Here is a 21,850-nt window from a genome sequence, read left to right on the forward strand (position 1 = left end):
TAACAGGAGGACACAGATGTCCGAGACCTTGGCCGCCGACGGCGGCGGGCTTTCCCTTACCGGAAGCAATGTCACCTACGTCGTCATCGCCGCGGTTGTCGCGCTGGTGGCGCTCGGTTTCGCTGCCGCCCTGACGAAAACGGTGCTGGCCGCTGGTAAGGGCACCGAGAAAATGCAGGAGATCTCGGGGGCGGTCCAGGAGGGCGCCTCGGCCTACCTGCTCCGTCAATTCCGCACCCTGGCGATCTTCGTCGTCATCGCCGTCGTGCTGCTCTTCCTGCTTCCGGTGCACGACACCGACGGCAGTGAGCTCGCCGTGAAGATCGGCCGCTCACTCTTCTTCGTGGTGGGCGCCCTGTTCAGCGCGTTCATCGGCGGCGCCGGCATGTGGTTGGCCACCCGTGCCAACCTGCGCGTGGCCGCCGCCGCGAGAGAGCGAGCAGGTGGCCGCGAGGCGGCCATGAAGATCGCTTTCCGCACCGGTGGTGTCGTCGGCTTCTTCACCGTCGGCCTCGGCCTCTTCGGTGCCGCGCTGGTCGTCCTGCTCTACCGGGGTGACGCGCCGACCGTGCTGGAGGGCTTCGGCTTCGGCGCCGCGCTGCTCGCGATGTTCATGCGGGTCGGCGGCGGCATCTTCACCAAGGCCGCCGACGTCGGCGCCGACCTGGTCGGCAAGGTCGAGCAGGGCATCCCCGAGGATGACCCACGCAACGCCGCCACCATCGCCGACAACGTGGGCGACAACGTCGGTGACTGCGCCGGCATGGCCGCCGACCTGTTCGAGTCGTACGCGGTGACGCTTGTCGCCGCGCTGATCCTCGGCCGCGCCGCGTTCGGCGAGGAGGGCCTGGTCTTCCCGCTGATCATCTCCACCATCGGCGTGCTGATCGCGATCGTCGGTGTCTTCATCACCCGGCTGCGCGCGACCGACCGCAACGCCCTGACCGCGATCAACCGGGCCTTCTACCTGTCGGCGGTGCTCTCCGCGGTGCTGGTGGCGATCGCCGCCTACGCGTACCTCCCGGCGACCTTCGGCGAGTTCGACAGCGGGCTCACCGACGCGCCCGGCAACCCCCGGCTGGTCGCCATCGGCGCGGTGGTCATCGGCATCGTGCTGGCCGCCGCGATCCAGGCGCTGACCGGCTACTTCACCGAGACCAACCGGCGCCCCGTGCAGGACATCGGCAAGAGCTCGCAGACCGGTGCGGCGACGGTGATCCTGGCCGGCATCAGCATCGGCCTGGAGTCGGCTGTCTACTCGGCTCTGCTGATCGGCGCCGGCGTCTTCGGGGCGTTCCTCCTCGGCGGCAGCTCCATCACGCTGTCGCTGTTCGCGGTGGCGCTGGCCGGCACCGGCCTGCTCACCACCGTCGGCGTGATCGTCGCGATGGACACCTTCGGGCCGATCTCCGACAACGCCCAGGGCATCGCCGAGATGTCCGGTGACCTCGACGAGCACGGCGCTCGCACGCTCACTGAGCTGGACGCGGTCGGCAACACCACCAAGGCGATCACCAAGGGCATCGCGATCGCCACTGCGGTGCTCGCCGCGACCGCGCTGTTCGGTTCGTACACCGACTCGCTCCGCAGCGCGTACGCGACGGCTGGCGTGGGCGACGTCGGGACGGAGATCCTCAACTCGCTGAACGTGGCGAACCCGCGCAACCTGGTCGGCCTGATCATCGGCGCGGCGGTGGTGTTCCTCTTCTCCGGGTTGGCCATCAACGCGGTGTCCCGCTCGGCCGGTGCCGTGGTGATGGAGGTCCGCCGGCAGTTCCGTGAGCTGCCCGGCATCATGGACGGCACCCAGCGCCCGGAGTACGGCAAGGTGGTCGACATCTGCACCCGGGACGCGCAGCGCGAGCTGATGACCCCCGGTCTGCTCGCCATCCTGGCGCCGATCGCTGTCGGCTTCGGCCTCGGGCCCGGCGCGCTCGCCGCGTACCTGGCCGGTGCGATCGGTGCCGGCACCCTGATGGCGGTGTTCCTGTCCAACTCCGGTGGGGCCTGGGACAACGCCAAGAAGCTGGTCGAGGACGGCGCGTACGGCGGCAAGGGCTCCGAGGCGCACGCCGCCACTGTCATCGGCGACACCGTCGGTGACCCGTTCAAGGACACCGCCGGCCCGGCGATCAACCCGCTGATCAAGGTGATGAACCTGGTCTCGCTGCTGATCGCGCCCGCCGTGGTGGCCTGGAGCGTCGGCGACGACCGCAACGTCGGCCTGCGCGTCAGCATCGCGCTGGTGGCGACGCTGATCATCGTGGCGTCGGTGGTGTTCAGCAAGCGCAAGGGCATCGCGATGTCCGACTCGGACGCCGATGGCAACACCGGCGCGGGCAGCACCGATCACCGTCCGGAGACGGTGAACGCCTGACCCAGGAACGGCCCGGTGCCACACCTGGCCAAAGGCCGTACGCTGCAACGCATGCGTACGTGCCGGGCGTCTGCCGCCGGAAAGCTCACGGTGGTCCTGGCCACGATCGTCGTCCTGGCCGGCTGCGGCGGCGGCCCCAGCCCACGGGCCTGGGCGGCCTCGGTCTGCGGCGCGCTCACCCCGTGGCGCTTGGAGATCAACAAGCTGACCAGCAGCACTGATGAGCAGATGACCGCGCAGACCACGCCGGCGCAGGCCAAGGAGAACCTGGTGCGGCTCTTCGACGGGGCGGAGCAGGCCAGCGAGGCCGCGCGCCGCAAGGTGGAGAAGGCGGGCATCCCGGAGACCGACAACGGCGAGGCCATCTCCGTGGGTTTCCGCAGCTCGCTGGGGAAGATGCGGGACGCGTACGGCCGTGCCCGGGACACCATCGACGGCCTGGGCACCGGCGAGCCGACCGTCTTCTACGACGGCGTGCGGGCGGCGGTGGAGACGCTCAACAAGGAGTACGACGCCAGCGCGCTGGACACCAGCAAACTCAACTCCGAGGAGTTGAAACAGGCATTCGACGAGGTGCCGGAGTGTCGCTGAGCGGGCTCGGTGACACCGGGAAGGCGCAGCCGCCCCCGGCGCTGTTCCCCGCGCCCGAGTCCGACACGCCCACTCCCGGGCGACGCCGTGGCGGCGCGCCGCGGAACGGCCCGTCGCAACACGGCTCCCCAGTGAACGGCCCGGCCCCGGGTGACGACGCGGGCCGGCAACTTGTGTTCTTCGGCGCGGACGCTGCCGAACCGGCCGTCGCCGACCTCGCCGGGTTGCTCGCCGGGCCGGCTGAGGTGGTCCGGATGGGCGGCACCGCCCGGCTCTCGGTGCGGGTGGACGCCGCGTGGCGGGTGCACGTGCTCGTCGCCGAACTGGCGTCGCGCGGGCTGGCCGCCAGCTGGGAGCCGATCGAGGGCGAGCGACACGCCGTGCGTACGTCGTACACCCGGGTCTTGAAGCCGCTCGCGGCCGCCTGGCTGAACGGTTCGACGAAACGCCCGCCGGCGGCCTTCCACCTGACTGGCCGGCGGTTGCGGCTGTGGCTCGCCGCCGCCGGGACGCCGGAGCCTCCCGACTGTTACCTGTTGCGGCTGGGCCCCGACGACCAGGAGTGTTGGGAGTCGATCGGCGTCGCGCTCGCGGCGGCCGGGCTGGCCGGGACGCTGGTCGGCCCGGCGGAGGGTGGCCCGGCGTACCGGATCACCGGACGCCGCCGGTTGGCCCGACTCGCCGAGCTGGTCGGCGGACCGCCGCCCGCGGCACCGGTCGACGCCTGGCCCGCTCGGCAGTGAACCGGTCATTTCGCCCAGGTCGGCGGCGGCGTCCGGGTGTCCGGTGCCGGACAGCCGGCGGGTCGATCCAGGCGGAAAACGGGCGGGTCGGGCCTCGGTCGTGAGTCCGCCATCGTCACAGTGACCCGCTTCGAGCCCTACTCACGGTGTACGGTGGCGCCGTCCGGCAGTGCCGAGCGCGGCGGGGCGGTGTCGACCGTCGCGTCGAAGCGGTTTGCGGCCCGCGAAACCCGAATCGCGGGCAACGCGTTACGTTGGACATCCGGACCGCCGGTGCTACGGCGGGGTCGAAAGCGGTCGCTGTCCGGGCGCCGGCAGGCCACGAGCAGGAGTGAGGTCGGGGAGAGACGTGCCGAGCAACGCTGGAACCACCCGTCTGGTCATCGTCGAGTCACCGGCGAAGGCCAAGACGATCTCGGGCTACCTCGGCCCGGGGTACGTCGTGGAGGCCAGCTTCGGTCACGTCCGCGACCTGCCGCGCAACGCCGCCGACGTGCCGGCCAAATACAAGAAGGAGCCCTGGGCACGGCTCGGGGTGGACGTCGACAACGGCTTCCACGCGCTCTACGTCGTCTCCGCCGACCGCAAGCAGCAGATCAGCAAGCTGGTGAAGCTGGCCAAGGAGGTCGACGAGATCCTCCTGGCCACGGATGAGGACCGCGAGGGCGAGGCGATCGCCTGGCACCTGGTGGAGACGCTCAAGCCCAAGGTGCCGGTCAAGCGGATGGTCTTCCACGAGATCACCAAGCCGGCGATCCAGGCGGCGGTGGCCAACCCCCGGGAGATCGACCGCGATCTGGTGGACGCCCAGGAGGCGCGCCGGATCCTCGACCGCCTGTACGGCTACGAGGTCTCCCCGGTGCTGTGGAAGAAGGTCATGCCGCGGCTCTCGGCGGGCCGGGTGCAGTCGGTGGCGACCCGCATCGTGGTCGAGCGGGAACGCCAGCGGATGGCCTTCCGCACCGCCGAATACTGGGACATCCTGGCCACCCTGGCGGTGGCCAACGCCGGCGAGGGTCCGCGCAGCTTCAATGCCACCCTGATCGCCCTGAACGGCGACCGGATCGCCACCGGTAAGGACTTCGAGCCGACCACCGGTCGCGTCCGGGCCGGCGCCGGGGTCGTGCACCTCGACGAGAGTGGTGCCCGGGGTCTCGCGGCCCGCCTCGACGGGCGGCCGTTCACCGTCACCCGGGTCGAGGAGAAGCCCTACCGTCGTCGCCCGTACGCGCCGTTCATCACCTCGACCCTCCAGCAGGAGGCGGCCCGCAAGCTGCGCCTGTCCTCGCAGCAGACGATGCGCACCGCGCAGCGCCTGTACGAGAACGGCTACATCACCTATATGCGTACCGACTCGGTCAACCTGTCGGAGACCGCCATCTCGGCGGCCCGTCGACAGATCGTCGAGCTGTACGGCGAGCGCAGCGTTCCGCCGGAGCCGCGCCGCTACACCGGCAAGGTGAAGAACGCGCAGGAGGCGCACGAGGCGATCCGTCCGGCGGGGGACAACTTCCGCACCCCGGGCGAGGTGGCCAAGGAGCTGTCCGCTGAGGAGTTCAAGCTCTACGAGCTGATCTGGCGGCGCACCATCGCCTCGCAGATGACCGACGCGGTCGGCTCCAGCGTGTCGGTGCGCATCCGGGCGGTCTCCACCGCGCAGGAGGAAGCCGACTTCGGCGCGACCGGCAAGACCATCACCGACCCGGGCTTCCTGCGTGCGTACGTCGAGTCCAGCGACGACGAGAACGCCGAGGCCGAGGACGCCGAGCGCCGGCTGCCCACCCTGGCCAAGGACCAGCCGCTGACCGCCGACGAGCTGGCCGCGCAGGGCCACCACACCCAGCCGCCGTCGCGCTACACCGAAGCGTCGCTGGTCAAGGCCCTGGAAGAGCTGGGCATCGGCCGCCCGTCCACCTACGCGTCGATCATGCAGACGATCCAGGACCGGGGGTACGTCACCAAGCGCGGCCAGGCGATGATCCCGACCTTCCTGGCCTTCGCGGTGATCGGGCTGATGGAGCGGCACTACCCCCGCCTGATCGACTACGACTTCACCGCCACCATGGAGAACGAGCTGGACGAGATCGCCGGCGGTGACCACGCCGCCGTCGACTTCCTCACCGCGTTCTACTTCGGCAGCTCCAACGGTGCCGGCGACCAGGACATCGCCCGTTCCGGCGGGCTCAAGAAGCTGGTCACCGAGAACCTCAGCGACATCGACGCCCGCAGCGTCAACTCCATCCCGCTCTTCACCGACGACGACGGTCGCGAGGTGGTGGTGCGGGTCGGCCGCTACGGGCCGTACCTGCAACGGGAGCTGCCCGGCGGCGAGCAGCCGGCACCGGCAGCGGGTGAGGGCGAGGAGGGCGGCAGCCAGGGTGACCGGGCGCCGATCCCTGAGGGCCTGGCCCCGGACGAGCTGACCCCGGAGAAGGTGCACGAGCTGTTCCTCGGCGGCAGCGGCGAGCGCAAGCTCGGCGACGACCCCGCCACCGGCGAGCCGATCGTGCTCAAGTCCGGCCGGTTCGGCCCGTACGTCTCCAGTGGTGAGCGGAAGTCGTCGCTGCTGCGTACGCAGACACCGGACTCGTTGACCCTGGAGGAGGCGCTCAAGCTGCTCAGCCTTCCCCGGCTGATCGGTGTCGCGCCGGACGGCGTCGAGGTCTTCGCGAACAACGGCCGGTACGGCCCGTACGTGAAGCGGGGCGAGGAGTTTCGTTCGCTGGAGTCCGAGGACCAGATGTTCACTGTCGGCCTGGACGAGGCGCTGGCTCTGCTGGCCGCCCCGAAGGCCCGTGGACGGCGCGCCGCGGCACCGCCGCTGCGGGAGATGGGCGTGGACCCGGCGACCGAGAAGCCGCTGGTGATCAAGGACGGCCGGTTCGGCCCGTACGTGACCGACGGGGAGTTCAACGCGTCGCTGCGGCGCGGGCAGACCCCGGAGGCGCTGACCCTGGAGGAAGCCTCCGAGATGCTCGCCGAGAAGCGGGCGAAGGGTCCGGCGCCGCGGAAGAAGGCGGCGGCGAAGAAGGCGCCCGCGAAGAAGGCCACGGCCACCAAGAAGACGGCCGCGGCGAGCAAGTCCACGGCTGCGAAGAAGACGACGACGGCCAAGGCGACGACGGCGGCGAAGAAGGCCCCGGCGAAGAAGGCCGCTCCGCGCAAGGCCGCCACCAGCAGCGAGTAACCCCGGCGCGAGCCAACCGATCGGTGCCCGCGCCGGTCCGACTCCCAGACCTTGGACAGTTTCCGTTCCGACAGAGCGGAGACTGTCCAAGTTCTACTTGGCTCCGCCTGGGCGTGCCGTCAGGCGCCGAGGACGTGGTTCAGGTGGGGGCTGGCGAAGACGCGGTCCGGGTCGAGGCGGTCACGGACGGCCTGGAAGTCCGGGAAGCGGGGGTACGCGGTGGCCAGCGAGGCGGCGTCGCGGTAGTGCAGCTTGCCCCAGTGCGGGCGACCGCCCAGCCCGGCGGCCACCTTCTCGAAGGCCCGGAAGTACGGCTCGTACGGCATGCCGACGTACTGGTGCACGGCGATGTAGGCGTTGTCCCGGCCGTAGCCGTGCGACAGCCAGATGTCGTCGGCGGCGGTGAACCGCACCTCCACCGGGAAGAGCACTTTGAACGGCAGGCCGTCCACGATGCGCTGGAGCGCGGCGAGCGCCTCCGGCAGCGCCTCGCGGGGCAGGCCGTACTCCATCTCCACGAAGCGGACCCGGCGCGGGGTGCAGAAGACCCGGTCGGAGCGGCCGGTGTACTGCCGTTCGGTGAGGGCGCGGGCGGAGACCGCGCTGATCCCGGGGGCCAGCGCGGGCACGGCCCGGCCGAGCCGGCAGGCCCCGGCGAAGACCCGGTTGGACAGGAAGTCGTCGTCCATCCAACCGCGCCAGCGCGACAGCGGCCGGTCGTTGGCGGGTACCCGGTCGTTGGCCTTGACCTGGACCCGGGACGTGTACGGGAACCAGTAGAACTCGACGTGGTCGTGCCGGCCGATCAGCTCGGGCAGTTCGCCGAGCACGTCGGCCAGTTCGGCCGGGCGTTCGTGGGCGCGCAGGACGAAGGCGTCGACGCAGCGCAGGGTCACCTCGACCAGGACACCGAGCGCGCCGAGTGACACCCGGGCGGCGGCGAGGACGTCGGGATTCTCGTCGACGGAGCAGCGCAGCACCTCGCCGGCACCGGTGACCAGTGTGATCGCCTCGACGAAGGTGGAGAGGCACCCGTAGCCGGCGCCGGTGCCGTGGGTGCCGGTGGAGATCGCCCCGGCGACGGTCTGCGCGTCGATGTCGCCGAGGTTGGGCAGCGCGAGGCCGTGCCGGGCGAGCAGGCCGTTGAGCGCGTGCAGGGTCATTCCGGCCGGAACTGTGACAAGTCGGTGGGCGACGTCCACGCTGACCAGGGTGTCCAGCTCGGACAGGTCCATCCGCCGGTCGTCGGCGAGCGCGACGGCGGTGAACGAGTGGCCGCTGCCGGTCACCCGGATTCGAGCGCCGTCGGCCACTGCGGATCGGACGGCTTCTGCGACGTCGGTCGGCGAGCCGGGGCGCAGGATCGTGCTGGCGCTGCCACGCTGGTTCCCGGCCCAGTTGGACCAGCCAGCCCGGGGCGGTGCGATGCGAACCATGCGCACTCCTCATTCATGAATATGAACTGACTTCATATCAGGAACGTTGTAGCTGGTAAATACCGCAATTGCGATCCGCTCGTTGTACCGGTAGTCACGGACTCGTGACGTGGAGATATGTTCATCCGTCGAAGGGGGGTGGCGCAGAGTGTCCACACCAGCCGCCACGACCGGGCCGCTGCGCCGCGTACCGGTGCAAGGTCGAAGTGTCGCGCGGGTACAGCGCATGTTGGATGCCTGCGCCGAACTCGTCGACGAGGTGGGGTACGAGGGGCTGACCACCACCCTGCTCGCCGAGCGGGCCGAGGTGGCGATCGGGTCGGTCTACCAGTTCTTTCCGGACAAGCGGGCGATCGTGCAGGCGTTGACCCTGCGGACCATGGAGTCCTACCTCCAGCGCCTCGACGAGCGGTTCGCCTCCGACGAGATGACCCACTGGTGGGACGGCGTCGACGCGGGCATCGACGAGTACATCACGATGCACCGCACCGTCCCGGGCTTCCGTACCCTGCACTTCGGCGACGTGGTCGACCTGCACCTGCTCGACGAGCAGCGGGACAACAACGGCGTGATCGCCGACCAGTTGGCCCGGGTGCTCACCGAACGTTTCGGGCTCACCGACGTGCCCCAGCTGCGCTTCGTGCTGGAGATCGCGGTCGAGGCGGCGGACGCGCTGATCAAGCTCGCGTTCCGCCGGAAGTCCGACGGCGACGAGCGGGTGCTGCTGGAGGCGAAGGCGCTGATCCGGGAGTACCTGCACCGCCAGGTCGACGGCCCGGACAATGGCCGGTCCGCCGCCGGGAAACAGGCCGAGGCGGCCCAGCCCGTCTGAGTCGGCGCGGGGCGCGGCCCTCCGGCCGGCGGTGGGGCGGCCCTCCGGCGTCAGAGGAAGGCCCGCCCCTCACCCCGGTAGGTGGGGACCGTCGCCACCACCGCGTCCCCCTCGATCAGGTGCAGCTCGTTGACCCGTTCACACAGCTCACCTGCCTTGGCGTGGCGGAACCACACCCGGTCGCCGACGCGCAGGTCAGCCGCCGCCGCTCCGGACAGCGGCGTCTGCACCTCGCCGGCACCCTCGGTGCCGACCAGCTTCAGCCCCGCCGGTAACCAGGGCCGGGGCAGCCGGCTGTCGGCGGCCGGTCCGGAGGCGATCCAGCCGCCGCCGAGCACCGTGGCCAACTCCGGCGTCGGCCGGCGGACCACGGTGCAGGCGAAGAAGGCCGCCGGGGTGGGCCGCCAGGCGCGGTACGCGTCGAACAGCGTCGGCCCGTACAGGCCCGATCCCGCGGTGACCTCGGTGACCGCGGGATCGGCGCTGGTCGCGGCCACGCTGCCGGTGCCGCCGCCGTTGACGAACTCCAGGTCGGCGTGCTCGCGTACCGCGGCGACCGCTGCACCACGACGGGCCAGCAGCTCGCGGTACGACCCGCGCTGGGCCAGCCTGATCGCGCCGGCCAGCAGCGTCTGCCCCGGCGGCGCGTCGCCCAGGCCGGCGATCTGCGCCTCGTACGACATGAGCCCGACCAGCCGGAAGCCGGGCCGACCGGCGACGGCCGCGGCGAGCGCTCCGGCGGCCCGCGCGCTGTGCACCGGTGAGCGGCGGACGCCGACGTGCACCCGGCCGCGCAGCGGTCGCCAGGAGGCGTCGAGATCCAGGCACAGCCGTAGCTCGGCGCGCTGCCCCGGTGCCGCGACGGCGTCGATGAGGTCGAGTTGGCCGGTGCCGTCGATCATCAGGGTGATCGCGGCGGCGAGCGTCGGGTCGGCGCCCAGCTCGGCGAGGGCGGCCCGGTCCCCGCTCGGGTACGCGACCAGCACGTCGTCGCTGACGCCGGCGCGGACCAGCCAGATCGCCTCGGGCACTGTGAACGCCATGATGCCCTGCCAGCCGGGCCGCCCGAGAGCTCGGCTGATCAACTCCCGGCTGCGGACCGACTTGCTGGCGAGGCGGACCGGCTTTCCGGCGGCGCGATCGGCCAGGGCGGCCGAATTGGCGTCGAAGGCGCTGAGGTCGACCACCGCGTACGGGGGGTCGAGATGGGCAGTCGCCCGGTCCAGGCGCTCGCGAAGTTTGTCGCTTTCGATGGCCACGTGTGCACGCTAACTGTCTGACGGAGAATGCGAAATACCCTCGCGTACGTCCGGGCTGCGGCCGGTACCTCCGGCGGCCTAGGCTCAGCGAGCAGGAGAATGTCGCCCGGAGGGTGGCCCCCACCCGGGTCTAGAGTGTTGCACCGGAGGTGCCCAGCGATGGGCCGGCACGTGGAGGTACGGCCATCGAAAGCCAGAACAGCGGCGAGTCGCCCGGCGTGTCGCGATCGAGCGACCAGTCGGGCAACGCCGCCAACCCGTCCAGCGGTGGTCAGGTAGATCCGTCCGGTTATGCCGCCATCCGGTCCGTGCTGCGCATCCGGCCGTTCCGGCGGCTCTGGATCGTGCTCGGCGCGGCCTCCTTCGGCGACTGGCTCGGCCTGCTGGCCACCGCCCTCTTCGCCGCCTCGCAGGTGCAGGGCAGCACCGCCCAGGGCGCCGCGTTCGGCGGGGTCACCGCGATCCGGCTGCTGCCCGCGCTGGTGCTCGGCCCGGTGGCCGGCGTCTTCGCCGACCGGTTCGACCGGCGCTGGACGATGGTCATCTGTGACCTGCTGCGCTTCGTGCTCTTCGCCTCCATTCCGCTCTACGCCCTCAGCGGCGCCGCCGGCGGCCTGGTGGTCGGCTGGGCGCTGATCGCCACCTTCCTGATCGAGTCGCTCACCCTGCTGTGGATTCCGGCCAAGGAGGCCGCGGTCCCGAACCTGATCCCCCGGGCCCGGCTGGAGGCGGCCAACCAGCTCACCCTGATCACCACCTACGGCCTCACCCCGGTCGCCGCGGCCATCGGCCTTGCGGTGCTCGACCGTGGCGTCCGTGGCGCCGTGGGCGGCGATCTGCCCTCCTGGGCCGAGCCGGCCCAGCTCGCCCTCTGGTTCAACTCCTTCTCCCGGCTCGCCACCGCGTTGGTGGTGGCGTTCGGGATCAAGGAGATCAGCGAGGCGCAGCGCGGCGAGGCGGAACGCGCCGAGCAGAGCATGTTCCGGCAGTTCTCCGAGGGTTGGAAGTACATCGGCCAGACCCCGCTCGTCCGGGGCCTGGTGCTGGGCATTTTCGGCGCGTTCGCCGGCGGCGGCATCGTGGTCGGCACGGCCAAGTTCTTCGCCAACTCGCTGGGCGCCGGTGACGCCGCGTTCTCACTGCTCTTCGGCGCGATCTTCGTCGGTCTGGCGCTCGGCATCGGGCTCGGCCCGATGGTCGTCAAGGAGATGTCCAGGCGTCGCTGGTTCGGCATGAGCATCGTGCTGGCCAGCGCCGCCGTGATGACCCTCGCCTTCGCCATCCACCTGTCGATGGCGATCGTCGGCGCGGTGCTGGTCGGCGCGGGCGCCGGGATGGCCTTCCTGGCCGGCACCACCCTGCTCGGCGGCGAGGTTGCCGACGAGGTGCGCGGCCGGGTCTTCGCCGTGGTGCAGATCGGCACCCGGCTGGTGCTGATCCTGGCCATCGGGCTGAGCAGCGTGTTGGTCGGCGTCGGCGGCTCGCGCAAGCTGGAGATCGCTGACCTGGGCCTGTCCATCTCGTCGACTCGGCTGCTGCTGCTCGCCGCCGGTGCCGCCGGCATCTTCGCCGGGATCAGCGCGTTCGGCCAGATGGACGACAAGAAGGGCGTCCCCGTCCTCGCCGACCTGTGGGGCTCCATCCGGGGTCGTCCGCTGATGCCGGCCGAGCCGTTCGTCTCCGCCGGGCTCTTCGTGGTCTTCGAGGGCGGCGAGGGCGCGGGGAAGTCGACCCAGCTCACCGCACTCGCCGAGCGGCTGCGCGGTCAGGGCTGCGACGTCGTGGTCACCCGCGAGCCGGGGGCCACCGGCGTCGGCCGGCGGATCCGGTCGCTGGTGCTGGACACCTCCGGCGACGACGCGCCCTCCCCCCGGGCCGAGGCGCTGCTCTACGCCGCCGACCGGGCGCACCACGTGGCCACCGTCGTCCGGCCCGCGCTGGTCCGGGGCGGCGTGGTGATCAGTGACCGGTACGTCGACTCGTCACTGGCGTACCAGGGTGCCGGCCGTACGCTGCCCGTCGACGAGGTTTCCTGGCTCTCCTCCTGGGCCACCGGTGGGCTCAAGCCCGACCTCGTGGTGCTGCTCGACGTCGAGCCGCACACCGGCCTGTCCCGGGTGGCCTCGCGCAACACCGGCACCGACCGGCTGGAGGCCGAGTCGATCGCCTTCCACGAGCGCGTCAGGTACGCGTTCCTCGACCTCGCCGCCGCCGACCCGAAGCGCTACCTGGTGCTCGACGCGTCCCGGCCGGTCGACGAGATCAGCAAGCTGGTGGTCCGGCGGGTCGAGGAGATGCTCGGTAAGCCGGGCGGCATCGTGCACCCGCGCCCGGCGCAGGGCCCGGACACCTCGGTGCAGCCGGAGTTATCCGACGCGGAGCTGGTGACGATGGAGCACAAGACCTGATGCCGGACGTCTTCGCCGACCTGGTCGGTCAGGACGAGGCGGTGGCGGAGCTGCGCCGGGCCGCCGCCGCGGCGGCGGCCGTGCTGCGGGCTGGCGTGGCCGACCGGGCACCCGCGTTGGTCGCCGCCGACCCGGCCAGCGGCGACGAGTCCGCGCTCGCGGCCGGCGACGCCGCGCCCGGTGCCGTGGACCCGTCGACCGGGATGACCCACGCGTGGATCTTCACCGGGCCGCCCGGCTCCGGTCGCTCGGTTGCCGCGCGGGCGTTCGCCGCCGCGCTGCAGTGCCGGCACGGCACCGGCTGCGGTGAGTGCCCCGGCTGCCACACCACGATGGGCGGCACCCACGCCGACGTGCGGATGGTGGTGCCGGAAGGGCTCTCCATCGGCGTCGGCGAGATGCGCGCGCTGGTGCTCCGCGCGGCCAGTACCCCATCCGGCGGGCGCTGGCAGGTGGTGATCATCGAGGACGCCGACCGGCTCACCGAGGCCGCCGGCAACGCGCTGCTCAAGGCGATCGAGGAGCCCCCACCGCGAACTGTCTTCCTGCTCTGCGCGCCGTCCACCCACCCGGACGACATCTCGGTGACCATCCGGTCGCGCTGCCGGGTCGTACCCCTGCGGCAGCCGCCGGCCGCCGCGGTGGCCGAGGTGCTGGTTCGTCGGGACGGCATCGCACCCGACGTGGCCCAGTGGGCGGCGGCGGCCGCGCAGGGCCACGTGGGTCGGGCCCGGCGGTTGGCCCGCGACCCGGAGGCCCGCAAACGGCGTGAGGCGGTGCTCGCGGTACCCCGCCGGTTGACAGGTGTCGGCGCGGCGTTCGACGCGGCGTCCGCGCTGATCGAGGCGGCCGAGGCGGAGGCCGCGGCGTCGGTCACCGAGGCCGACACGGCCGAACGGGCGGCTCTGGAGACCGCGCTCGGCGCGGGCGGTACCGGCCGGGGCGCGGCCGGCGCGATGCGGGGCGCCGCCGGGCAACTCAAGGAGCTGGAGAAGCGGCAGAAGTCCCGGGCCACCCGGGCCCAGCGCGACGCCCTGGATCGGGCGCTCGTCGACCTGGCGGGCTTCTACCGGGACGCGCTCACCATGGCGCTGCGCGCACCCGTCGCCCCGGTGCACACCGACACGGCGGCGCTGGCCGGTGCCGGCGCCCAGAAGTGGGACGCCGAGGGGGCGCTGCGCCGGCTGGAGGCAGTGCTCGCCTGCCGCGCGGCGATCGAGGCGAACGTCAAGCCGCGGATCGCTGTCGAGGCGATGATGCTCGCCCTCTGGAAGGGCTGACCCGCACGTCCCGGCGTTGTCCACAGGCATCGACAGGTTCGATTGCTGTGCGGTACGGTCCGTGTGCCGTGGTGACGGTGGCAGCACACTGAGTGATGGATCGCCCGGGAGGAGTCGGCCGATGCCGCGGGGGGAGATCGACGAAGCCTGGATCGAGGAGGCGGTGCGACGCTACCGCCGGATCGAGTCCCTCCAGGCCGAGTTCGACCAGGCGGTGTCGACCGTCGAGGTGACCGTCCGGTCGCCGGACGGTCTGGTCGAGGTGGTGGTCACCGCCGGTGGGCGGATCACCGACGTCCGGTTCCTCGGGCCGCTGCACACCCGTAGTCCGCGCGACGTGGCCGGTTCCGTGCAGGCCGCGGTCACCGCGGCGGCCGACGCCGCCGAATGGGCCCGGGAAAAGCTGCACAACGAGACGTTCGCCGCCTACCGACCGCTCGCGGGGGCCTGAGATGGACACACTGCGTGCGCTCTCCGCCCGACTGGACGAGGCGAGCGCCACCCTCACCCTGGTCTCGCACACCGTCACCGCCAGCGATCCGGCCCAGGCCGCGTTCGGCGCCGACGCGCCGGGCCGACCGGGTGAGATCGGTCGGGCGCTGCACCGGCAGTGGACCACCGCCACCGACGACCGGGCCCGGGAGGCCCGCGCCGCCGCCGGTCGACTGGCCGCCGCCGCCGCGGCGGTGCGGGAGGCCGCCGACCGCTACGCCGAGGTCGACCGGGCGGCCCGCCGCCGACTCACCGGGGAACCGTGATGGACGCACTGGACCGGCTCGCCGAGCCCGGCCTCGACCTGCTCCGCCGGGTGGACACGCTGATCGCCGCCGGCGTGCCCGAGGGGCACCGGGTCTGGCCGCTGCTGCGCCGCATGCAGGTGCTGCCGGGCGACGCCGTCCGCAGCTTCCTCGACCTGCACCCGGTGCCGCTCGCCAGCGCCGGGCACGCGGTGCGCCGGCTCGTCCGGGGGTACGACGACGTCTGCGCCGCGCTCACCGACTCGGTGCTCTGGTCCGGCCCGGCCGCCACCGCGTACGGGCAGCAGCGGGCCGCGCTGCTGCGTCACCTCGACGAGGGGCCGGACAGCCTGGTCGGGCGACTCGACTCCACCGCCGGATACGCCGACGCCCTCGCCGACTGGGTGGAGGGCAGCCGTCTCGCGCTGGCCCGCACGTTGGCCGACGTGCTCCGCTCGGCCGAGGCGGTCGCCGTGGTCGCCGCCACCGCCACCCGCGCGCCAATGCGCCCCGGGCCGGTCGGGCCCGGCGTCGCCGACGCGGCCGAGATCGCCGCCCGGGTGCTGGCGGTGCTGTGCGTCGCGTACGACGGTGCGGAGACGCTGCTGCGACAGTGGGCGCCGAGTCTGGCCGAGACCGCGTGGCGTCCGCCGACGGACGGGCGACCCCGCTACGACCAGCCCACCCGGGTCGGCTGGTAACCCGAACCTCGGGCCCGCGCCGCCCCGGACAGGCCACGGCGTCGCTCGCGGGCACCTGACCTGAGCCGGTGCCCACGGCGACGCCGTGGTCTTCCCCCTGCACCCCCCGCAGGTCTGTCTCCACTCAACGCCGTCGCGGCACGTTTTGTCTCCTGCCCGGCCCCGGATTCAACCGTCCGGGCGAGGAGCAACGGCACGACGGGACGCCCGGCAATGGGTCGAGTCGACGGCGATGAATGGCAGCGGGGCGTAGCCGGCCGGTGCGCCCTGCGCCGCGACCCGTCGTAGGGTGGGGGGATGGGCATGCTCTGCGCGGTCAGCTTCAACCGGTACGGGCGGCTCTACTACCTCGACCCGGGTGACCTGCGTCCGCAGGTGGGCGACCGGGTGTTGGTGCCCACCGATGACGGGCCCGAGGTGGCGGAGTGCGTGTGGGCCGCGCAGTGGGTGACCGAGGACACCGACGGCTTCCCCCGCCTGGTGGGGCTCGCTGGCGACGACGACCTCCGCCGGGATGAGGCGTTGCGTCGGCGCAAGGCTGAGGCGAAGGTGGCAGCGAAACGGCTGATCCGCTCGCACGGCCTGCCGATGAAGGTGGTGGCGGTCGACCACGTGCTCGGCTCCGCCGAGAGCGGCGGCGAGCGCAGCACCGTCTACTTCACCGCCCCGCACCGGGTGGACTTCCGATCCCTGGTCCGCGACCTGGGCGCGACCCTGCACTGTCGGGTGGAGCTGCGTCAGCTCTCCGCCCGCGACTCGGCGCGGGTGCAGGGCGGCATCGGCTCCTGCGGTCGGGACCTGTGCTGCGCCACCTTCCTCACCGACTTCGAGCCGGTGACCATCCGGATGGCGAAGGACCAGGACCTGCCGCTCAACCCGCTGCGCATCTCCGGCGCGTGCGGCCGGCTGATGTGCTGCCTCAAATACGAGCACCCGCTGTACCAGCGCTTCCAGGAGACCGCCCCGGCGGTCGGCAGTCGGGTCTCCACGCCGGAGGGTGACGGCCGGGTGGTCGGCCACAGCGTCCCGAGAGACGCGGTGACAGTACGTCTGGACGCGGACGGCTCGCGCTCCATGTGCTCCCGTGCCGACGTCTGCGGCTCCCGTCAAGCCCACGACCAGCGCTACACCCCCTAACCCCACCCCCGGCCCACCCATCCCCGGCCCCACTCCCGCCGGTCCTCGTTGATCAAGAAGTTTGCGTCATGTCGGGCGCGGTTTCTGACGCAAACCTCTTGATCAACACGGCTGTGTGTGGGGGTGGTGGTGGGCAGGGGGGGTGGGGTTAGGGGAGGACGGTGGGGGGTTCGGTTAGGTGGGGGGTTAGGGGGGACTTCGGGGTCAGCCAGCTTCTGGTGGGGGACTGGTCGGGGTTCACCTGCCAGTCGCGGGAGACGCGATCCACCCCGATCGGGTAGATGGTCAGCGTGCCGTCCGGGTCGATGCGCAGCCGCAGGAACGACTTGGAGTCCTCAATGCCCTGGCCGGCGAAGAGTTCGTTGACGTTCACCCCGAACGAGCTCGCCACCAGCAGATACGCGGCCACCAGCTGGCTGGCGACCAGACCGATCACCGGGCCGTAGAGCACCGCCGCGGCGACTGCCGGAAGCGGCCACGGCCAGTCGTAGAACGGCAGCGCCAACCAGACCCAGGTGCCGGCCGCCCCCAGGGCCACCTGCGCGACGCCGTGGCCGACGCCGAGGATCCAGTGCCGCGCGTGGCGCTTGCCGCTCGCGCTCGGCGGCTTGGCGAACAGGGCCGCCGCCACCACCGTCACCAGCACCATCGCCACCAGCGGGACGGTGAACAGCCGCTGGTCGGTGCTGTCGGCCCAGTTCGCCGTCGCACCCGCCATGGCCAGCATCAGCAGGGTGTGCAGGGTGCCGAGCAGGGTGGTGAAGCCGGGATTGCGCAGCGGCAACCGGGGGAAGATGCCCCACCCGTAGCGACGGGACCGCGCGGCGTCCGGGTAGCGGGCCACCAGGTCGTACGGCTGGGCGGAGCTGGCCTTGCGGGTCGGCGTGTCCCGCGGTGGCACCTCGATGCGCTCGGGCAGCTTGTGGGTGGGATAGAGGTACGCGCCGCCCCCACCGCAGGTGATCAGCTGTCGGTCCGCCCCGGAGTAGCGGGCGTAGTGGTGCAGGTCGCCGGAGAGCAGCAGCCGCACCCGCGCCCCGGTCGGGTCGATGATCGTACGGATGAAGTAGTCGATCGAGTCGTACGCCGTGGGGTTGTCGACGGCCTTGACCCAGGTCGGCGCCGGCGCCGCGATGATCACCTTGGACTCGGGACCGAGCCGCCGGGCCACCTCGTCGAAGTAGGCCAGCTGCGGGTCGTCGAGGTACGAGCCGGACTGGTCGTCCACGCCGAGCAACCACCAGTCGGCCGGCAACTCCACGGCGAAGTACGACCGGGACTGCCCGGTGCCCCAGCCCGCGAAGTTGCGGTCCCGGGAACGGACGAACAGCCGCAGGAAAGCGGTGAGACCGTCGTACCAGTCGTGGTTGCCCGGCACCGCGAAGAGGGTGGGCTTCTCGGCCGGCGCCACCGGCAGCGCGGCCTGGTACGGCCCCTTGCACCGGTCCTCGTACGCGGCGTAGGCCGCCGACGGGTACACCTGGTCACCGCCCATCACCAGGGTCTGCGCCCGGGGCAGGCGGTGCCCGTCGATGGTCAGCTCGGGCTGCGCCAGCAGGTACGCCACCGAGTAGGTGGCGTTGAAGCCGTCACCCAGGTCGGCCACGTAGTCGAGCCACAGCCCGCCGTCCGGCCCGACCTGGCGGAAGATGCCGTCGCCGAACGCGTTCTGCAACTCGCGCTTGTCGAGGTACGCCCCGAAGAGCACCGCCAGCAGCGTCCGGATGCCGGTGCTGATCAGCAGGAACGGTGCCAGCCACGGCACCGGCTTGCGGGGTGTGAAGCCCAACTCCAGCGGGTCGGTGCTGCGCGGCCGGTGGGCGGCGCGTTCACCGGCCGGCGGGCGGTCGGGACGCTCCGGGCGGGGGGAATCGTCGCGTTCGTCGCTCACCCGCCGCAGCGTAGTGCCGAGTCCGATCATCCGCTGTCCGGTAAACGTCCAGATGGCGGCCGATGTCCGGTTGGTGCTGGCGGATGCGCCGGGGGTATCCGATTCGGTCGCTGCCGCAGGGGTGCCGTACACTTGCTGATCGTTGCCGCCTTAGCTCAGTCGGCTAGAGCGACGCACTCGTAATGCGTAGGTCGACGGTTCGATTCCGTCAGGCGGCTCGGTACGGAAGCCCAGGTCATCGGCCTGGGCTTCTGCCGTTTCTAAGGTCGACCACTCAACCTGCTCACCGGACCACAGCACCCCCTCCCTCCAGCCGGGCATCAGCTTCCCGATCAACCTCGGGGCCACCGAGAGTGACGTTGATCTGAGAGTGATCGAGGAGCTCTGTGACGACGCGGACGCAGTCGGGGCCATGAACGACGGGTCGGAGGCACCCGGCCTGGCGGCGATGCCTTACGGCTGTCACCACTGCTCGTCGAGGGCTGCGATCTGCCTACGGAGGTTTCGGGCATCGGTCGGCGGCAGGACCGCAACGGCGACGTCCAGGACCCAGCGCAGTTCGGGCGGGTTCGGACAGCACTCCATCACCCCGCAGCCGGCGCTCTCGTCCCACAAGCGATGCCATGGGTGGCGCACAAACCATGACCAGGTGCGTAGTGCATCAGACACGGCCTGGTTCCAGAGTCGCGTGCGTTCGAGGGAGGCGATGACCTTCAAGCCCCGGGCCGAGAGTCCAGGGATCACCGAGGTTGACCCGTCAAGAGGTCGCCGGTAGATGAAGTCGGCACGCAGTTGCGCGGGGCGCCTACGCGGCATTGCCCTTTCGTGGAGTCGGCATGCCGATCATCGTTGCACACCGGCTTTCGGCACAGAGCTTGTGAGCGATACCGCCGTAGTCTTACGCCCGTGGGTCCAGATCGACCAGATCCCCGTCCGCTGTCACCAGAGGAGGCCGCGGTCCTGCATGCGTTGCTGTCGCAGGACTTCCCCGGCGCGAGCGAACTCCGGATGCAGTCGCGGAACGTCCTGGCTCAGCCGGGTTGTGGCTGTGGCTGCGGCACTATCTGGCTTTGGCCGCAAGGCCGACACCCACCGGCCTCCGATGCGACGAGTCCGGTACCAGCCGAAGGCATCGTGGTCGACGATCAAGGCAAGACGGTTGGCGGCATCTTGCTGTTCGTTCAGGAGGGCCAATTGGCGGACCTTGAGGTGTACTCATACGACGAGCCACTGCCGATGCCCTCGGCGCACCGGGTTTCGTGGTTCCTCAGAGACCGTCTATGAGCGAACCGTTCGTCCTTGAGAGGTCTGGCGACCAGCGGTGGCTTGTTCATCCGCCGCACGATCCGTACGGCGACGGCTACGTCTACACGATCGCGACGGAGTTGCACGAACTCAACATGACAGCGTCCACAGTCGCCAAGATCGATGGACTCTACGCCTCCCCGGACACGACGCTGCCCGGGTTCGTGGAGAGGCTCGCGGCCGATTGGGAGGGTTGGAGCGGCACCCGTACCTGGACATCGATGGAACGCGAGCTGGTGATCGACGCTCGGCACGACGGTCGAGGCCACGTGTCGCTGGGTGTGACTCTTCGGGCTCCCGGCCCCGACTGGGACGACACGGCCTGGTCCGCCAGAGCGGTCTTCGTCCTCGAAGCGGGAGAGGAGCTGACCCGTTTCGCCGGCGACCTCACACACTTCCTCCGTGCATAGCAGCGGTCGCTCTTACCGCAGCATGTCCGCGTCGCCCGTCTCCTGATCGACAGCCACACGCAACGGCCATCCAAAACTCACGACATGGCAACGCCGCACGCCGGTCACAGTCGCCACCTGCTCGATGGTCACACCCTGCACGCTCGGCGGTTCGCGCAGGTCCTGACGCTCGGCGAGGCGGCCGGCCAGGAATCGCATCGCGATCTGGATCGCCTCATCAGTGTCAACCACGAGAGGACAGTACGTGGTGGAAAGCCAGCCCGGCCATCCACGGACTGTCGCATGGTCATATGTTCAGCAGGCCGCCGTTGCGCTGGGCGTCATCCTTGATAGCGATGAGATTCGCGGAGACGTACGGGATGTTGTGTGTCTGGTGCCATTCGCTCGGGAAGTACGTGACCAACCGGGACGCCTGAAATCGGCATGTGATTTCAGGTACGAACCGAGAATATTTGGCATCCGTGAAGTACCAGAAGGAGTTTTCGTTGTAGAAGGCCACATGCGTTGGATCCTGGTAGGCACCTCGACCGTCGGTGCTAGGGGTCAGCGACAACAGCATCCCGTTCGGTGCGAGCAATCGGTACAACTCGTTGAACAGCGCGACCTTGTCCGGGATGTGTTCCAGGAAGTCCACCGCCCGAATGACCCCGACGCTGTTGTCCGGCAGGTCGACACCCTTCGTTATGTCGCAGACGATGTCGACACCCGAAGCGGCGTGGTAATCCAGACCGAGATACCCTTCCGGCTTGTTGTGGGCGGCGCCCAGGTCGAGTGCCAGGAGTCCCTGCCGCCGCGACCAGGCCAGCACATTGTGTTGAATGTTCCGGTCGTAGATCTCCACCGTGCGCTGCTGGATGCGGGCGTTGACATCCGGAATGCGCTGCGTGTTCTTGGCGTGCATGCGCTGGAGGTACAGGCATTTCTGAATGTGATGGAACTCGCTCACCTGGTACATCCGAGCCATGAGGTCGGCGTCGTCCGCGACGTCGAGCGACTCGTCGTACCCGCCGACCTTCTCGTAGATGTCCCGGCGGAACGCCCGTACGTGGTTGGGCGCGTACCAGATGTAGCTCACGTTGTGCGGGGTCGGCGGCATCGCCCGGCAGACCAGCACCTCGCGGCCGTCCACCTTCTCGTCGTAGTGCCGCCAGCCGAACGAACTCGCGAAACGGTCCTCGGAGCGGCCGCCGTCCTCCTGGATCTGCGCGGTGTCGCTGTAGACGAACCCCACCTCCGGGTTCGCGTCGAAGGCATCGACGATCTCTTGCAGACAGTCGCTACTGAGCAGATCGTCGTCGTCCAGCTCGACCAGGATGTCGCCGGCAGCCTCGGCGCAGGCGTACCCCTTCACAGCGCCGACGCCGTTCAGGTTGTCCTGGACGATGAGCCGAATGCGATCGTCATGCCTCTCGGGCCGCCAACGCGACCCCTGATTGAGGATGACCACCCATTCCCAGTCGGTGAAAGTCTGAGCGACGAGCGATTCGAAACACTCGTCGATGAAGCGAGTGCGGTTGCTCCCCGTGAAGACCGTTACGCGAGGTGTGCGCATGGAG

Annotated in this window: 17 protein-coding genes and 1 tRNA gene; 13 read left to right on the forward strand and 5 right to left on the reverse strand. The window is 70.8% G+C overall.

Annotated features, from left to right (window positions below; all coding sequences use genetic code 11):
- The first annotated feature begins 16 nt into the window (after nucleotides 1-16).
- The 4 genes from ACX27O_RS02985 (at nucleotide 17) to topA (ending at nucleotide 6,898) form a co-directional block, all read left to right on the forward strand.
- Nucleotides 17-2,377: a sodium-translocating pyrophosphatase gene (locus ACX27O_RS02985; protein WP_030334230.1), complete on the forward strand. Its 2,361-nt coding sequence runs from the start codon at nucleotides 17-19 to the stop codon at nucleotides 2,375-2,377.
- A 51-nt stretch (nucleotides 2,378-2,428) separates the two neighbouring features.
- Nucleotides 2,429-2,968 (forward strand): nucleoside/nucleotide kinase family protein, encoded by a 540-nt coding sequence (locus ACX27O_RS02990; RefSeq protein WP_030334232.1) that lies wholly within the window; start codon nucleotides 2,429-2,431, stop codon nucleotides 2,966-2,968.
- Nucleotides 2,959-3,711, forward strand: a complete 753-nt coding sequence (locus ACX27O_RS02995) for a hypothetical protein (protein WP_435817671.1) — start codon at nucleotides 2,959-2,961, stop codon at nucleotides 3,709-3,711. The genes ACX27O_RS02990 and ACX27O_RS02995 overlap by 10 nt, the downstream gene beginning before the upstream one ends.
- 349 nt (nucleotides 3,712-4,060) lie before the next feature.
- Nucleotides 4,061-6,898, forward strand: coding sequence for a type I DNA topoisomerase (topA, locus tag ACX27O_RS03000; RefSeq protein WP_030334236.1), 2,838 nt, complete (start codon nucleotides 4,061-4,063; stop codon nucleotides 6,896-6,898).
- A 119-nt stretch (nucleotides 6,899-7,017) separates the two neighbouring features.
- Here topA and ACX27O_RS03005 read toward each other — a convergent pair whose 3' ends face one another.
- Nucleotides 7,018-8,334 (reverse strand): D-arabinono-1,4-lactone oxidase, encoded by a 1,317-nt coding sequence (locus tag ACX27O_RS03005; protein WP_030334238.1) that lies wholly within the window; start codon nucleotides 8,332-8,334, stop codon nucleotides 7,018-7,020.
- A 226-nt stretch (nucleotides 8,335-8,560) separates the two neighbouring features.
- Between ACX27O_RS03005 and ACX27O_RS03010 the strand changes: the two genes are divergently transcribed.
- Nucleotides 8,561-9,166 (forward strand): TetR family transcriptional regulator, encoded by a 606-nt coding sequence (locus tag ACX27O_RS03010; protein ID WP_051708646.1) that lies wholly within the window; start codon nucleotides 8,561-8,563, stop codon nucleotides 9,164-9,166.
- Between the two features lie 50 nt (nucleotides 9,167-9,216).
- Here ACX27O_RS03010 and ACX27O_RS03015 read toward each other — a convergent pair whose 3' ends face one another.
- Nucleotides 9,217-10,425: an amino acid deaminase/aldolase gene (locus ACX27O_RS03015; RefSeq protein WP_030334243.1), complete on the reverse strand. Its 1,209-nt coding sequence runs from the start codon at nucleotides 10,423-10,425 to the stop codon at nucleotides 9,217-9,219.
- Between the two features lie 308 nt (nucleotides 10,426-10,733).
- Between ACX27O_RS03015 and tmk the strand changes: the two genes are divergently transcribed.
- From tmk to ACX27O_RS03045, 6 genes are all read left to right on the forward strand, one after another.
- Nucleotides 10,734-12,833 (forward strand): dTMP kinase, encoded by a 2,100-nt coding sequence (gene tmk, locus ACX27O_RS03020; protein ID WP_458939103.1) that lies wholly within the window; start codon nucleotides 10,734-10,736, stop codon nucleotides 12,831-12,833.
- Nucleotides 12,833-14,113, forward strand: coding sequence for a DNA polymerase III subunit delta' (locus ACX27O_RS03025; RefSeq protein ID WP_030334247.1), 1,281 nt, complete (start codon nucleotides 12,833-12,835; stop codon nucleotides 14,111-14,113). The genes tmk and ACX27O_RS03025 overlap by 1 nt, the downstream gene beginning before the upstream one ends.
- 121 nt (nucleotides 14,114-14,234) lie before the next feature.
- Nucleotides 14,235-14,564 (forward strand): YbaB/EbfC family nucleoid-associated protein, encoded by a 330-nt coding sequence (locus ACX27O_RS03030; protein ID WP_007454690.1) that lies wholly within the window; start codon nucleotides 14,235-14,237, stop codon nucleotides 14,562-14,564.
- 1 nt (nucleotide 14,565) lies between these two features.
- Nucleotides 14,566-14,871: a hypothetical protein gene (locus ACX27O_RS03035; RefSeq protein ID WP_030334249.1), complete on the forward strand. Its 306-nt coding sequence runs from the start codon at nucleotides 14,566-14,568 to the stop codon at nucleotides 14,869-14,871.
- The gene (locus ACX27O_RS03040; RefSeq protein ID WP_030334251.1) at nucleotides 14,871-15,551 is read left to right on the forward strand and encodes a hypothetical protein; all 681 of its coding nucleotides are present in this window, start codon (nucleotides 14,871-14,873) and stop codon (nucleotides 15,549-15,551) included. The genes ACX27O_RS03035 and ACX27O_RS03040 overlap by 1 nt, the downstream gene beginning before the upstream one ends.
- Before the next feature lie 297 nt (nucleotides 15,552-15,848).
- Nucleotides 15,849-16,688: a PSP1 domain-containing protein gene (locus tag ACX27O_RS03045; protein WP_210858211.1), complete on the forward strand. Its 840-nt coding sequence runs from the start codon at nucleotides 15,849-15,851 to the stop codon at nucleotides 16,686-16,688.
- A gap of 148 nt (nucleotides 16,689-16,836) precedes the next feature.
- On the opposite strand, the gene ACX27O_RS03050 is transcribed toward ACX27O_RS03045, so the two are convergent.
- On the reverse strand, nucleotides 16,837-18,609 hold the full coding sequence (locus tag ACX27O_RS03050) for a metallophosphoesterase family protein (RefSeq protein ID WP_458938906.1): 1,773 nt from the start codon (nucleotides 18,607-18,609) through the stop codon (nucleotides 16,837-16,839).
- Between the two features lie 114 nt (nucleotides 18,610-18,723).
- Here ACX27O_RS03050 and ACX27O_RS03055 point away from each other — a divergent pair.
- Both ACX27O_RS03055 and ACX27O_RS03060 read left to right on the forward strand, forming a co-directional pair.
- A tRNA-Thr gene (locus tag ACX27O_RS03055) sits at nucleotides 18,724-18,797 on the forward strand.
- A 1,062-nt stretch (nucleotides 18,798-19,859) separates the two neighbouring features.
- The gene (locus ACX27O_RS03060; RefSeq protein ID WP_051708647.1) at nucleotides 19,860-20,294 is read left to right on the forward strand and encodes a DUF6228 family protein; all 435 of its coding nucleotides are present in this window, start codon (nucleotides 19,860-19,862) and stop codon (nucleotides 20,292-20,294) included.
- Between the two features lie 12 nt (nucleotides 20,295-20,306).
- Here the strand turns inward: ACX27O_RS03060 and ACX27O_RS03065 are convergent, their stop codons facing one another.
- Both ACX27O_RS03065 and ACX27O_RS03070 read right to left on the reverse strand, forming a co-directional pair.
- The gene (locus ACX27O_RS03065) at nucleotides 20,307-20,525 is read right to left on the reverse strand and encodes a hypothetical protein (protein ID WP_210857928.1); all 219 of its coding nucleotides are present in this window, start codon (nucleotides 20,523-20,525) and stop codon (nucleotides 20,307-20,309) included.
- A gap of 55 nt (nucleotides 20,526-20,580) precedes the next feature.
- Nucleotides 20,581-21,846: a glycosyltransferase gene (locus ACX27O_RS03070; RefSeq protein ID WP_210857927.1), complete on the reverse strand. Its 1,266-nt coding sequence runs from the start codon at nucleotides 21,844-21,846 to the stop codon at nucleotides 20,581-20,583.
- Between the last annotated feature and the right edge of the window lie 4 nt (nucleotides 21,847-21,850).

The sequence above is a fragment of the Micromonospora sp. SD19 genome (genome assembly GCF_054462275.1).